This is a genomic window from Marinobacter sp. LQ44, from assembly GCF_001447155.2.
GTDB lineage: Bacteria > Pseudomonadota > Gammaproteobacteria > Pseudomonadales > Oleiphilaceae > Marinobacter.
In genome coordinates this window covers 3,785,054-3,797,798 of the sequence record NZ_CP014754.1, presented here as the reverse complement: position 1 = coordinate 3,797,798, position 12,745 = coordinate 3,785,054, and the positions used below count along the sequence as shown (strand labels likewise).

The following is a 12,745-nucleotide window of genomic DNA, read 5'->3' as shown; positions in this document are numbered from 1 at the left end:
ATTCGAGGCGTCGGTTCACAAAGCGTACAGAGCATTATTATTGCTTAGTCTTGAATTTGACCATTTGATAGGACCTATTTATAACCCTCTGCCTACATTCGACAAAAAGGTTGCAATTTCGTACAAGGTTCCGCCTAACTTGGTCGAAATTCATGCAGAATGTAAAAGCATTGCCGCTAGAAATCGAAACAACTCATAACCAGTGGGGGAAGTCCAACCGATTTTCCGCCGCTCCGCGGCTCCAAACCGACGCGTTACCCAGGAAGGAACAGCGCCGTGAGAACGATACTTCTTGGAAATGCTGGCTCTGGTAAAAGCACTCTCGCGAAGAGATTAATTGCCAAACACCCAGCCCCTCGCCTTTCTCTTGATGAAGTGGCATTTCACAATGGGGCGCAGCGACGCCCGATCCAAGATAGCATCAAGGATGTAAGGCATTTTATTGCCGATAATAAGTGCTGGATAATTGAAGGCTGTTACGCAGACATCATCGAGCCGATTCTGTGCGAGTGTGACGAGCTCATTTTTCTGAATCCCGGGGTTGAGGTTTGTATCGCTCATTGTCGCTCACGCCCCTGGGAGCCAGAGAAATTCAGCTCGAAGGAAGAGCAGGATGAAAACCTGGATAATCTAATCGAATGGGTGGCTGCCTATGAAACCCGTTCAGACGAATACGGGCTCCGTCGCCATCGGGCGCTCTATGAGGCGTTCAAGGGGAAAAAGCGTGAGCTTAATCATCCGAGTGACTATGAATCGGTATAACCATCGCAGGTGCGACGACGTCTTTTCCTATGCGGCTTCGCCTTCATTCCAAGGCCGCGCATGCTGCGGGCTCAGATCTACAGCTACTTTCCAGATCTTGCTGTCTGAGTAAAAAAGGAATAATTTGTACTCATGGGTGAATTTGAATTCGACGAAGCAAAAAGCCAGGCCAATCTGGATAAGCACGGTATTGATTTCGTTGCTGCACAGAGGCTGTGGAAAGATCCATACCTGCTGGAGATCCGCGCAAAATCAGAGGATGAGCAGCGGTTTTTGCTAATCGGCAAGATTGGTGAAAAGCACTGGTCGGCTGTCGTCACATACAGGGATGCTCGTATTCGTCTGATTTCAGTCAGGCGTTCCCGCAAGAAGGAGGTTGAGCTCTATGAAAGCTAAAGACTTCGACAAAAAATTTGAGGAAGGTCAGGAAGATATTATTGATGATCTGGACCTGTCCTCTGCTCGCCGCGTTAATCAGGAACAAAAGCGAATCAACGTCGATTTCCCGGCTTGGGTTGTCGAGTCTTTGGATCGTGAGGCTGCGCGCATTGGCGTTACCCGCCAATCAATCATCAAAGTGTGGCTGGTGGAGCGCCTTCAGGCAGAATCTGCTAACACACATGAGCCTTCTCGGAAACGATAGGCAATAGTGTTTTCTTGACCGCGGCAGCGGCTACACTAAGATCATGAGCGAGAGCGCCTGCTTCTTCAGCCTCGCCGAGCTGTCGGGCACTCACGGCAGAAACGGACTCTCTTACGTGGCTCTAAACCACACCCTGACCGGTCGTTCCATCGGTGGGTCAGGGACTGTTGCCGATGAAACGACTACCACGGCGACGGCATACTTCCCTCATCAATCAACTCCTGAGTTTGCAATCGGTAGCCGCTTGGGTCCCCTTCGGCCACTTCGGCTTGGACGTTTTCGACCAGCGGCGTGTGGAAATCGTGGCTGCGATCATAGTTGCAGGTAGAGCAGAAAGCTTTCCACCAAGCAAGCGCTTCCCCCTTACCCGAAAACCCAACAATCAGAGTATGGTTGTAGTCATCAAGCGGGTAGTCCCGATACCACTTACGCAACTTGTCATCAAGATCCTCGGGTAGCGAGAAGGTAACTTCATAGAACGTCTGAGTCCGGTAGGAAAACCATTGCGCATATACGGAACGAGGCGCCTTTTTGGGGTAGATAATTGACACCTTCCCTCCAGGAGGCCTTTGGTCAAAGCCTCCACCCAAGGAGCCAGCGCCAACAGTCCACACTCCATCGAACTCAACTTGCTTTACCCAAACAGGCCACCCTTCAGGCCCTCCCGCCACAGACACGGCAAAGTCGTACTCGCGAGGTTCCGAGGAGCAAGCTGTTACCAAGACCAGCAATAGAAATGAAAAGGCTACCCTTGCCGTGATGTTATTGCGCATGAGCAACTCCTTTCCTGAGCGGGGTTATGGCTTTAGTTGGCCGGTTGAAAAACACACTTCGATTACCGGAGGGTTCCGGCTCCAAACCAAGCCGGTAGATGCTGTCAGAAGTGTGGATATATCCACCCAGGTAATCTCTTAACGCAGAAAGTGATCCCTCACTTGTATGCCAACTGCTCAGCGCGGCCCGCAAGTCTTGGGGGATTTGAAAGTCCTTATTGTTGGTATTCATCTGCCTGAGTGGCACGTCGCTCTGCAACGCGAATTCGTACATCCGATGCAGGTTATAGATAGCCAATTCCTTACGGGTACGCCTACGCTCCTGCACGTGGATATCGCCGTTTGGCTGTGGCACCGCCACCACAGTCCGGCCTGGGCGCGCGTACTTCGCCTCAAGCTGTGGAATCGCTGTGCGCTGAGTATGGCCGCCGTCCGCAAGACCCGAGTGGATGCCCAGAACGATCTTCTCAATATTCTCGAAGCCTTTGTCCGGGTTTTCATAACCGCCACCCACATCGGAATGGGCACCCGGTACTGCAATTTCTGTAAAGTGTGATGGCCCATTACCGTTGGCATCCATAATGCTACTCAACGGGAAATTCTTGCGGATCTCATGATGGGCCGTAAGGTGCACCACTTGGTCTGCACTGCCGGGTGAAAGGTTCAGGTTAAAGTCCAGGTTGGCGTTGTCTCCAGGTAGGTAAAAACTACCCACAGTGTCAAACAGGCCAACAAAATTGAGCCGCACCTTCACACCAGACGGGAAAGCGGGTACGGGTGTAACGCCAACCATTGGGGAGAACAAAGAGGCACCCTTAAACTGGGGCAGCAGGACCGTTTCCGGTTGTTCATTGATCAGATTGACAAAATGCCGGGCCAGGGCCGCGCCACGGCTGAAGCCGAATACATCGAAGACCACTTCGTTGTAATCCCCAGCATGGATTTCATCTCGCATCCTTGTAATCGCAATCTCTATCCTGTCATGGCCCCCTTCGGGCCCAATGCCCAAACCCAGGCCCATGAGGTCCTCCGAGGCCTCAAAGCCATCCGGAGTGTGCTTGCCGTCGATAGTCCCAGGGCCTTTAATATAAATCGCCCGATGGCCACTACCAACGCCATCGTCACGGTATAAGTTATACAACTTCGCCACATTCGTCACATCGCGGTTCGCCAGGATCTGGTCATTGCCCCGATGGTTGCCAGTGCCATCAAAAAACACCCCCAGGCGAAGGGTTTTGCCAGACTCATCAATATCCTTGTAGGCCTGAGAAGGGGTTGCGGCTGAGCCACCTCTTCCACCTGCGTGGCTGGAGGTGCTACTGCGCAGCTGCGCCCCGGAAGAGGCCTGCATGCCGTTTGTGTGTGTTTCTGCTGTACTGGATTCTGAGCTCAAAGGCGCAGAGTGAGAATTTGCCCCCGAAACACCAGAGAATGGCAATGGCGCATGGGTATCGCCTACCACCACGCTACTGCTGCCAATGGTGACGCCACCACAGGAAATCGCACCACCGGTTGTGGCAACGGGTAACCCGTTAATGAAAACCGTGCTTGAACCGGAAGCGATAGTACGCGGATGAGGGGAATGCTTGGGTTTGGAGTGCGGGGCAAGCTGATCGCCTACCCGAGCGACGGGCTTGCCGTCGATGAATACATTCGGGGAACCATTGATTACCGGGGTGGGCGGGAAACCCTCATGGTCGGTACCTAGATCCCCCAACAGCACAACTTTCTTGCCGCTCATGGCTTTGCTCCTTGCTTCTTCCTTGATGCCCGGGAAACTATCCCGAACTCTCCTTGATGGGCAACTCTGCCCCCTATGCCTACCCTCTTCAGAGTTGCATGCGCTCCATATGTGGTGAAAGTGTATCAGCAGCACTCGATTTCAAGAAAGCCTCTACGCTTTCTCCGCTTCACAGATGGCGCAGAAACCCATGCCGGGATGCCAATAGGTGCGCACTCTGCTAGATTCGCCTTATAAAGATGTCTTTATCAAGCTGGTCACTCCAGTCACAAGGCCATTGTAGTGGTTCACTGAAACCGAGATAACAACATGGCGCAGACGTTTTACCTTAGTCGACTTCAGGATCATGGTTAGTCGCCCTCACTCGGAGCCTCGATTTTGACGGCCCGATACGGCTCCCCCTCCTCAGTCTGCAACTGATAATCATAAGCCGCCTGCAAGCCGGTTTCGTCCTCGCCCTGCTCTTCTGCGCCCTGTTCAAGGGAACGCGGGTAAAGCGGCGACAGCAGTGCCGCCAGTATGCCGATGGCGGCAAACATGGCAAACGCATCCGCATAACTGAATTCGTTCACCAACATACCCACGATGGGCGAGCCGATGGCCTGGCCAAGGGATACCGATATAAAGGGCAGCACCGGCCCCACAGACAACCGGCCGGGTAGCAGGCGGATGCCGGTCATCAGGTACAGGCCGGTCAGGCTCATGTAGGCCAGGCCAAATATCAGGGCGGAAAACACCGCAATCACTATATTGCCGGGGCTGGCGGCCAGTAGGGCCAGGCTGGCAGACAGCATCATCAGCATCAGCGCCTGGGTGATGGGTGGGTTGTTGCGATCGGCAAGGTCTGCAACCACAGCACCGCCTAGCCCGGCCAGGCCTACCCCCAGCCACAACCAGCCGGTGGAACCCGATGGCAAGGCACCCACGGTAACCGCCAGGTCCGGTGCAAAAATCCAGTACGCGGCAGACACAAAGCCCATCACGAAGGCGAACAATGAGAGCCGCAGCAGGCGTACCCACTGCAGGGTAGTGATGGCAGGCGGCGGCGCTGCGTTCGCCGGCATGACTCGCGAAACCGAGGGGATTAAATACCAGGTTGCCAACACCCCGATAACCGCCAAAACCGCGAAAGAGAAATAGGCATAACGCCAGGCCCCGGCCAGTAACAGAATGGCCGACGCGGCAACCACCACACCCACGCTGGTACCGGCGTTCATCACCGAGCTCACGCGCCCATGCAGAGAGCGTTTTACCAGCGCCTGCATGGCGGCGGTCAGTGCCGGCATCATCAGGCCAGTGCAGATACCACAAGCGACTACGCCCACACCCAGCGACAAAACGCCCGCCGCCTGGCTGATCAACACCAGGCCCACCGCACCAAAGCCACCAGACAGCACCGCCGTGTTGCGGGCACCCAAGCGATCAGCCGCCAGCGGCGCGACCAGGGTAGCCAGGATAAAACTGATGAGGGGAAGCGCGCCGATGATGCCGATCATGTCTGGCGAGAGTTCCAGCTCTGCCCGGATCGGCGGCACGAACAAGCCGAAGGCAAAACGAGCCAGCCCGAAGCTGATGGCAATCAGGGCGGCACCCAGGAGGGCAAACGAGGTACTTGAAGGAAACTTCATGTCACCTCCGGCAGGCTACTGTAAATTTACGGCGGCACTACACAGCGTCTGGCAACGTTGCCACCAGGAAATCCACCAGTGCCCTCACCTTGGGCGTAACGAACTTGCGGGTGGGATAAACCGCATACACTCCCAGCTCGGTAGAGCAGTATTCCGGCAGCAACTCCACCAGCCTGCCCGAGTCCAGATCATCACGCAACAGGAAGCTCGGCTGGTACACCACTCCCTGGTGGGCCACGGCGGCGGCACAACAGGTGTCACCGTTGTTGGCGTGCATCCACGGGCGCACCCGCGTGCTAACCAGCCCCTCCGGCCCCTGAAACTGCCATTCGTTACCGCTGGCTAGGTTGCTGTAGGCAATGACCTTGTGGTGCATCAGGTCTTCCGGCGTTTCGGGTGCACCGTGCGCCCGGATGTATTCGGGAGAGGCGCACACCATCAGCCGGGTATTGGTGAGGCGACGGCTCACCAGGGTGGAGGTTCGCAGGCTGGCAATCCGAATAGCCAGGTCAAAGCCTTCTTCAACGATATCCACGATGCGATCAGACAGCTCGATGTTCAGTTCCAAATCCGGAAACCGGGCGTGGAACTCGCCCCACAGCGGGGCCAGGTGTCGAATGCCGAAACTCACCGGTGCGTTGATGCGCAGCACCCCTTTGGCCACGCTGGTGCGCGAGGTCAATTCTGCTTCGGCCTCTTCCACCCCCGCCAGCAGTTCCCGGCAACGAACGTAAAACACCTCCCCTTCCGCTGTCAGGGACAACCGCCGGGTGGTGCGGTGTAGCAGCCGCACGGTAAGGCGCGATTCCAGCTCGTTGATGTACCTCGACACCGCAGCCTTGGACATACCCATGGTCTCGGAGGCGGCGACAAAACTGCCGGCTTCCACAACGGCGCAGAAGGTCTGCATTTCCAGTAATCGATCCATCTTATTGTTCCACTTTTTGAAACAGTCAATCTATTAAACGCATATTTATCCCGAAAATAGATCCCCGTAAAGTAGCCCCATACTCAACCACACAGAAGGAAACACGATTATGAACAACGCACTCATCAACAAATTGCTCGATACCAACGCTGGCTGGGGCGCCCTCGCCCTGCGTATTCCGGTAGGTATTATCTTCGCCGCCCACGGTGCGCAGAAGCTGTTCGGCTGGTTCGGAGGCTACGGCCTTGAAGGTACCGGGCAATGGATGGATTCTATTGGTTTAAGCCCGGGCTACCTGATGGCCCTGTTGGCCGGCGGTACCGAGTTCTTCGGCGGTCTGGCGCTGATCATCGGCCTGCTGGTTCGCCCTGCCAGCGCGGCTCTGGCCTTCGCCATGGTGATTGCCATTTTCAGCGTGCACATCCAGAACGGCCTGTTTATGAGCAACAATGGCTACGAATTCGGACTGGCCTTGCTGGCGGCGTCTGTTTCGCTGATGTTCAGCGGAGCCGGGCGCGCATCGGTTGACCGGCTTGTGGCCGCTCGCTAAACAGTACACCGAACTCAACCCAAAGGAGCAACGCGCCATGACCAGTCTGTTCGTATCCCACGGCGCCCCCACCTTTGCGCTGGAGCCGGGCCTGGCAGGCCCGGCCCTCACCCGGCTGGGGCAGCAACTTCCGCGGCCGGCAGCTGTGCTGGTGGTGTCGCCCCACTGGATGACACCCGAGGTGCGGGTAGGCCTTGCCGAAACGCCGGCAACCATCCACGACTTCAACGGTTTTGAACCCGCGCTTTATGAGCTCGAATACCCGGCTCCCGGCCACCCGGATTTTGCCAGAATGGCACTTTCTCTGCTTGAGGAAGCGGGCTGGAAACCGGTCGCCGACGCCCAACGCGGCCTCGACCACGGGGCCTGGGTGCCGTTGCGGCACCTTTACCCGGATGCGTCCGTGCCGGTATTTCAGGTATCCCTGCCGGATTGGCTCGACAGCCACTCTGCCTGGCGCCTGGGCCAGACGCTCGCTCCATTGGAAAAGGAAGGTGTTCTGATCGTCGGCTCCGGTAGCCTGACCCACAACCTGTATGAGGTCCGCTGGCGCGACGAACAGGCAAGCGAATACGCCCGGGACTTCAGCCACTGGATTCGGGAAGCGGTGATTGCAGGCGATCACGAGCGGCTGGTAAACGCCCTGACCCTGGCTCCCCACGCTCGCCGCGCACACCCCACCGTTGAGCATTTCCTGCTACTGCTGGTGGCCCTTGGGGCTGCTGGTTCCGGTGCCCGGGGCACCGTTATAGAAGGCGGGATTGAGCACGGGGTGCTTTCAATGGATTCGTTTGTTTTCTGACGGGCAAGCATTAATCCCGCCTCGGTTCTTTCTGCTACCTTTATAAATAGCTGCCGGGATGTATGTATGAGGTAGGAGCAGCCAGAAAGAAGCACCACGGAGGTGATTTCTATGCGTATCGCAAAAGAGGATATACCTGTTCGAATTGATGTTCCGGGGGCAAAAGCACGACAACAAACCGATTTTGGCGATGTATCCGGTTACAACACCATGGGGGCCGAATACTTCTCCTTTGGTGCTGGCACCGACATCACCGAGTTGCTACACGGGCTTGAGGGCAACCGCTGCCAATGCCCCCACTGGGGTTATGTGGTGAAAGGGGAAATCACGGCACTGTATTTGGATGGCAGTGAAGAAACCTCCCGTAACGGGGATCTGTTCTACTGGCCACCCGGGCATAGTGTGCGCGCCGAGCAAGACACCGACATTGTGATGTTCAGCCCGCAGCATGAGCACGGGTTGGTGATTGATCACATCCGGAGACAGGTCGGCAGCTGAGCAGGCTTTGCAGTGAAGAAGCCCGTTCAGAGACTCCGTTTTTGCTCGTACATTTTCGAATCGGCGCGGCCAAGCAGATTGCGCGCTGTGTGGCCGTCTTCCGGGTACAAGGCAACACCCACGCTGAAGGAAATCAGCACCCTCTGGCCTTCCAGCACCATGGGCGCAGCCATTACCTCGCGGATTTTGCCAACGGCAGCCTCCGCTGCGGCAAGATCGCCGATGTCGGTCAACAACACGGTGAACTCGTCACCGCCCATGCGCGCAACGGTGTCTGTTTCGCGGGTGCACTGTTCCAGCCGGCGGGCGGTTTCGATCAGCAACTGGTCGCCTGCCTCGTGGCCCAGGTTGTCGTTGATCTGTTTGAAATCATTCAGGTCCAGATACAACAGCGCCACATGGCTGTTATGCCGGCTGGCTGATTTGAGGGCGGTTTCCAGCCGATCGTAAAACAGTGATCGGTTAGTCAAACCCGTCAGTGGGTCGTGGTGTGCAAGAAAACGCAAGTGATCTTCCGCGCGCTTACGCTCGACAACGGTCGCAACCTGGGTGGCAACGAACTGAAGCAGCTCCTGGTCCGCATCGCGGTAATGGGTGTGCTCTGATGGGCTCTCAATCACCAGCGCGCCTAATACCGAATCGTTTAAGATTAGGGGCACACCCAACCAGTTCGAGGGGCCCGGCGATTTCAATCCATTCGCCGTTTTCGCCCCAAGCCCCGGTTGGGAGGGGTCCCGAGAGGTCAGCAAGGCCCGCCCGGAGCCGATCACCTCCGCCAGGGCGGTGCCGGGTTGCATCGAACCTTCAATCCAGTCGGTTGCGCGATCAGCTGACCAGTCCGGAGCGGTCAACACCGCCTTCACCGGATCATACAAAACCAGGTGTAGATCGTTGTGCGGAAACAGCTCTGTAATCACCTGCCGCACACCGTCGCAGATCCCACGCAGGCTATCGGCAGCGTGTGTGGCTTCCGATATTCGGTAGAGCGCATCCCGGGTTTGATTGGCGCGCCGCAGAGACGTCACATTACGGGCCAGGCCTATTCGCAACCGGTCGTCTTCTGACCAGCGCGCGGACCATAATATGTGAACCGCATGGCCCTCCTTATGAAGGTATCGGTTTTCAAAGTTTGTATGGGCCTGGCCCTGCATAACGCGCTTGGCTTCTGCGCGGGTGCGCTCACGGTCATCAGGATGAAGGTAATCGAAAATCAGCGTGCCGATCATTTCAGAGGCGGTGTACCCCAGCAGCGCTTCACAGGCGTCGCTGACAAACACAATATTCCCGGATTCATCCACAACAAATACCGGATCCAGCAACAGGTTCACCAGCTTGGGATACAGGGTTTCAAGATCGACAGGCATAGGCGCAGCTATTTACTTCACATGTGAAAGTCTATTTCACTAGCATAATCGGGAATGGGCGCAACGGATAGCCACTTAGCCGCCAAAGGGCAAACACACAAAGCCCGCCTATTCTCAGCCCTTCAACTGGCGGACGGCAGGTTGCCCCCAAGCATGTTTTCAACCACGGCGGCGTTATAGAACGTCTCAACCGTGTGTATTTTGTCATTCCGGACACGAAACCAGACCGCAAGCCGCACGTCTCCGATCGGTTTGAAGTGGGTCTGGTAGTCCAGGATGGCGTATACGTGCTCGCCGTCAGCGCTGAGCTGGCGAATAATCAGGTCTTTCTGGATGGCCGCCATGCCGAACTGGTACGCCAGCATGTCGTCGGGCCGGAGGAAACGCATGTTCGGCCCCACATATTCAAACCCCTCCTCAATCAGCAAGGCCTTTGCCTCATCAAAACGCTGGGCCTGAATGTCTGAAATGAACTGCGCCACGATGTCTTTGGGCTGCATGAATAGACTCCGTTTTCAGAGTAGAGAGGATTCAGTACCTGAATCTACCAAATTAGTACATCAACATGTCAGTGCTATTTGAGCGACTCATCTGGCGCGCGTGAGGAGCACATCCGACAAAAGAATGATCCCTGCAGCATGCGTTTTTCCGTTTGATTGCTAAGCTTATGATGACCCAAAAATAATAAAGGAGAACACCATGTTAGACAGAGCATCCAAACCCTTTGTCAGTCTGGTGGAGAAGTACCTGCCAGACCCCTACCTGTTCGTTATTATCCTCACGCTACTGTCGTTCATCGCCGCTATGGTCTTTGAAGGCCATGGCCCGTTGGCGGTGATCGAGATGTGGGGTAATGGCTTCTGGAACCTGCTGACGTTCTCCATGCAGATGCTGCTGGTGCTGGTCACCGGGTTTATGCTGGCCAGCACACCACTGGTGCGCGGCATACTCAACCGGATTGCGGGCCTGGCAAGAACGCCTGGACAGGCGATTGTGCTGGTTACCTTCGTGGCCCTGATTGCCAGCTGGATCAACTGGGGGTTCGGCCTGGTGGTGGGAGCGCTGTTTGCCAAAGCCTTGGCTCGGCAGGTTCGTGTGCACTATCCGCTGTTGATCGCCAGCGCCTACTCCGGGTTTATCGTGTGGCACGGCGGGCTGGCGGGGTCCATTCCGCTGGTGATTGCCACCGATGGCCACTTCACGGAGAACGTGATCGGCGTTATCGGCACCAGCGAAACCATTTTCGCGTTTTTCAACCTGGCCATCGTGGTGGCCCTGTTTATCGTGGTGCCGCTCGTTAACCGGCTCATGTTGCCCGAGGAACGAAACAGCGTGTACGCAGACCCGAAAGTGCTGGACGACGAGCCAGACACCGCCGTTGTGATCAATCGCCCGGCGGACCACCTGGAAAACAGCAGGATTCTGGCGTGGATGATTGGCTTCAGCGGCATCGCGTTCATCTTCCAGTATTTTATTAACGGTGGCGGCCTGAACCTGAACATCGTCAACTTCATGTTCCTGTTCCTGGCAATCATTCTGCACCAGACTCCCAAACGCCTGCTGGCCAGCCTGAACGAGGCGGTTAAAGGTGGTTCCGGCATCGTGATTCAGTTCCCCTTCTATGCAGGCATCATGGGGGTTATGACTGCATCCGGCCTTGCCGCCAGCATTTCCTCGGGCTTCGTTTCCATCGCCAGCGCGCAAAGCCTGCCTTTCTGGAGCTTTATCAGCGCGGGCCTGGTGAACATCTTTGTGCCGTCTGGGGGTGGGCAATGGGCGGTGCAGGCGCCGGTTATGCTGCCAGCTGCCCAGGAACTGGGTGCCGATATCCCAAGGGTTGCCATGGCGGTAGCCTGGGGTGACGCCTGGACCAACCTGCTGCAACCTTTCTGGGCCCTGCCCGTGCTGGCGATTGCCGGGCTAAAAGCCAAAGACATCATGGGCTATTGTCTGATGCTGCTGTTCATTACCGGCGCCATCATCAGCATCGGCCTGACCTGGCTCTAAACCCATACCGGCTGTTGGCACACCTCGTTGCCAACAGCCGGTCCAATCGCACTCACCCCAGGTTTTTGCGCAGGAATTTCTGGATTTCGCCGACGATGCCGCTGCGGAACGCCAGTACGGTGAGCACGAAGATGCCACCGAGAATCGGGTCTACCCAATCCCGCAGTGGCCCCTGGGACAACTGGTATTCGATGTTGACCACAAAGGTGGCGCCGACCACCGGGCCAAGCAAGGTGCCCATGCCGCCGACCAGTGTCATCAGGATGACCTCGCCGGACATATGCCAATGGGCGTCGTTGAGTGACGCCAGCTGGAATACCACCGATTTCATGGAACCAGCCAGACCTGCCAGCGCCGCTGAGATCACGAACGCCAGTACTTTGTAGCGGTCCACGTTGTAGCCGAGTGACACCGCGCGGGGTTCGTTCTGCTTGATGGCCTTGAGCACCTGTCCATAGGGGCTGCTGACAATGCGCTGGACCAGCAGGTAGCAACCGATGAACACGGCCAGCACGAAGTAGTACATGTTCAGGTTTTCCGACAGGTCAATCAGCCCGAACAGGTGGCCCCGGGGAATGCCGTGCATGCCGTCTTCGCCGCCGGTGAATTCCGACTGAACGAAGAAGAAGTAGACCAATTGAGCCAGGGCCAGGGTGACCATGGCAAAGTAGATGCCTTGCCGGCGAATGGACAACAAGGCGAACGCCAGGCCCAGGGCCGTTGCGACCAGGGTGCCTGCAATGATACCCATTTCTGTGGTCAGGCCTGAGTAGTTGCTGAGCAGGTAACCGGTGGTATAGCCGCCGGTGGCGAGAAACGCGGCATGGCCAAAGGACAACAGCCCGGTAAAACCGAACAGCAGGTTAAAGGCCACCGCAAAGAGTGCGAAGCACAGGATCTTCATCAGGAAGACCGGATACATCGCGAATGGCGCCGCCAGCAGCAAGAGCAGCAGTACGCCGTTGAGGAGCATTTTCCGGCGATCCTGGGCCTTTTGCTGGTCGATGATCGCCTTTCGCACGTCGGCGGGATTAAAGGATTGGCTCATG

Annotated in this window: 14 protein-coding genes; 7 read left to right on the top strand and 7 right to left on the bottom strand. The window is 56.6% G+C overall.

The window, feature by feature from the left end; genetic code table 11:
• Positions 1-276 precede the first annotated feature (276 nt).
• The 3 genes from ASQ50_RS17470 to brnA all read left to right on the top strand — a co-directional run bounded on the left by ASQ50_RS17470 (position 277) and on the right by brnA (position 1,405).
• Complete coding sequence (locus tag ASQ50_RS17470) at positions 277-762, top strand: AAA family ATPase (protein WP_058092343.1); 486 nt, start codon at positions 277-279, stop codon at positions 760-762.
• 132 nt (positions 763-894) lie between these two features.
• Entirely contained in the window at positions 895-1,158 is a 264-nt protein-coding gene (locus tag ASQ50_RS17465; RefSeq protein WP_058092344.1) for a BrnT family toxin, read from the top strand.
• Positions 1,148-1,405, top strand: coding sequence for a type II toxin-antitoxin system BrnA family antitoxin (brnA, locus tag ASQ50_RS17460; protein WP_058092345.1), 258 nt, complete (start codon positions 1,148-1,150; stop codon positions 1,403-1,405). The genes ASQ50_RS17465 and brnA overlap by 11 nt, the downstream gene beginning before the upstream one ends.
• Positions 1,406-1,587: 182 nt before the next feature.
• On the opposite strand, the gene ASQ50_RS17455 is transcribed toward brnA, so the two are convergent.
• The 4 genes from ASQ50_RS17455 to ASQ50_RS17440 form a co-directional block, all read right to left on the bottom strand.
• A complete protein-coding gene (locus ASQ50_RS17455) occupies positions 1,588-2,178 on the bottom strand; it encodes a DUF2931 family protein (RefSeq protein ID WP_058092346.1) in 591 nt (196 codons plus the stop codon).
• The gene (locus ASQ50_RS20685) at positions 2,168-3,919 is read right to left on the bottom strand and encodes a type VI secretion system PAAR protein (RefSeq protein WP_156510033.1); all 1,752 of its coding nucleotides are present in this window, start codon (positions 3,917-3,919) and stop codon (positions 2,168-2,170) included. The genes ASQ50_RS17455 and ASQ50_RS20685 overlap by 11 nt, the downstream gene beginning before the upstream one ends.
• A gap of 350 nt (positions 3,920-4,269) precedes the next feature.
• Positions 4,270-5,547 (bottom strand): MFS transporter, encoded by a 1,278-nt coding sequence (locus ASQ50_RS17445; RefSeq protein WP_058092347.1) that lies wholly within the window; start codon positions 5,545-5,547, stop codon positions 4,270-4,272.
• A gap of 37 nt (positions 5,548-5,584) precedes the next feature.
• Positions 5,585-6,475: a LysR family transcriptional regulator gene (locus ASQ50_RS17440; protein WP_058092348.1), complete on the bottom strand. Its 891-nt coding sequence runs from the start codon at positions 6,473-6,475 to the stop codon at positions 5,585-5,587.
• Positions 6,476-6,584: 109 nt separating this feature from the next.
• Between ASQ50_RS17440 and ASQ50_RS17435 the strand changes: the two genes are divergently transcribed.
• From ASQ50_RS17435 to ASQ50_RS17425, 3 genes are all read left to right on the top strand, one after another.
• A complete protein-coding gene (locus ASQ50_RS17435; protein ID WP_058092349.1) occupies positions 6,585-7,025 on the top strand; it encodes a DoxX family protein in 441 nt (146 codons plus the stop codon).
• 37 nt (positions 7,026-7,062) lie between these two features.
• Positions 7,063-7,827 (top strand): dioxygenase, encoded by a 765-nt coding sequence (locus ASQ50_RS17430; RefSeq protein ID WP_058092350.1) that lies wholly within the window; start codon positions 7,063-7,065, stop codon positions 7,825-7,827.
• A 111-nt stretch (positions 7,828-7,938) separates the two neighbouring features.
• On the top strand, positions 7,939-8,325 hold the full coding sequence (locus ASQ50_RS17425) for a hypothetical protein (RefSeq protein WP_058092351.1): 387 nt from the start codon (positions 7,939-7,941) through the stop codon (positions 8,323-8,325).
• Positions 8,326-8,351: 26 nt separating this feature from the next.
• On the opposite strand, the gene ASQ50_RS17420 is transcribed toward ASQ50_RS17425, so the two are convergent.
• Both ASQ50_RS17420 and ASQ50_RS17415 read right to left on the bottom strand, forming a co-directional pair.
• Positions 8,352-9,689 (bottom strand): GGDEF domain-containing protein, encoded by a 1,338-nt coding sequence (locus ASQ50_RS17420; protein WP_058092352.1) that lies wholly within the window; start codon positions 9,687-9,689, stop codon positions 8,352-8,354.
• 122 nt (positions 9,690-9,811) lie between these two features.
• Positions 9,812-10,189, bottom strand: coding sequence for a nuclear transport factor 2 family protein (locus ASQ50_RS17415; protein ID WP_058092353.1), 378 nt, complete (start codon positions 10,187-10,189; stop codon positions 9,812-9,814).
• A 199-nt stretch (positions 10,190-10,388) separates the two neighbouring features.
• Here ASQ50_RS17415 and ASQ50_RS17410 point away from each other — a divergent pair, with 199 nt between their 5' ends.
• Positions 10,389-11,696: a short-chain fatty acid transporter gene (locus ASQ50_RS17410; protein WP_058092354.1), complete on the top strand. Its 1,308-nt coding sequence runs from the start codon at positions 10,389-10,391 to the stop codon at positions 11,694-11,696.
• A gap of 52 nt (positions 11,697-11,748) precedes the next feature.
• Here ASQ50_RS17410 and ASQ50_RS17405 read toward each other — a convergent pair whose 3' ends face one another.
• Positions 11,749-12,744, bottom strand: a complete 996-nt coding sequence (locus ASQ50_RS17405; RefSeq protein WP_058092355.1) for a branched-chain amino acid ABC transporter permease — start codon at positions 12,742-12,744, stop codon at positions 11,749-11,751.
• Position 12,745 lies beyond the last annotated feature (1 nt).

What these genes read in the sequence shown, in the direction of transcription:
- ASQ50_RS17455 (WP_058092346.1), bottom strand. Translation starts at nt 2,178, where the DNA reads ATGCGCAATAACATCACGGCAAGGGTAGCCTTTTCATTTCTATTGCTG.
- ASQ50_RS17440 (WP_058092348.1), bottom strand. Translation starts at nt 6,475, where the DNA reads ATGGATCGATTACTGGAAATGCAGACCTTCTGCGCCGTTGTGGAAGCC.
- ASQ50_RS17465 (WP_058092344.1), top strand. Translation starts at nt 895, where the DNA reads ATGGGTGAATTTGAATTCGACGAAGCAAAAAGCCAGGCCAATCTGGAT.
- ASQ50_RS20685 (WP_156510033.1), bottom strand. Translation starts at nt 3,919, where the DNA reads ATGAGCGGCAAGAAAGTTGTGCTGTTGGGGGATCTAGGTACCGACCAT.
- ASQ50_RS17425 (WP_058092351.1), top strand. Translation starts at nt 7,939, where the DNA reads ATGCGTATCGCAAAAGAGGATATACCTGTTCGAATTGATGTTCCGGGG.
- ASQ50_RS17415 (WP_058092353.1), bottom strand. Translation starts at nt 10,189, where the DNA reads ATGCAGCCCAAAGACATCGTGGCGCAGTTCATTTCAGACATTCAGGCC.
- ASQ50_RS17420 (WP_058092352.1), bottom strand. Translation starts at nt 9,689, where the DNA reads ATGCCTGTCGATCTTGAAACCCTGTATCCCAAGCTGGTGAACCTGTTG.
- ASQ50_RS17430 (WP_058092350.1), top strand. Translation starts at nt 7,063, where the DNA reads ATGACCAGTCTGTTCGTATCCCACGGCGCCCCCACCTTTGCGCTGGAG.
- brnA (WP_058092345.1), top strand. Translation starts at nt 1,148, where the DNA reads ATGAAAGCTAAAGACTTCGACAAAAAATTTGAGGAAGGTCAGGAAGAT.
- ASQ50_RS17405 (WP_058092355.1), bottom strand. Translation starts at nt 12,744, where the DNA reads ATGAGCCAATCCTTTAATCCCGCCGACGTGCGAAAGGCGATCATCGAC.
- ASQ50_RS17445 (WP_058092347.1), bottom strand. Translation starts at nt 5,547, where the DNA reads ATGAAGTTTCCTTCAAGTACCTCGTTTGCCCTCCTGGGTGCCGCCCTG.
- ASQ50_RS17410 (WP_058092354.1), top strand. Translation starts at nt 10,389, where the DNA reads ATGTTAGACAGAGCATCCAAACCCTTTGTCAGTCTGGTGGAGAAGTAC.
- ASQ50_RS17435 (WP_058092349.1), top strand. Translation starts at nt 6,585, where the DNA reads ATGAACAACGCACTCATCAACAAATTGCTCGATACCAACGCTGGCTGG.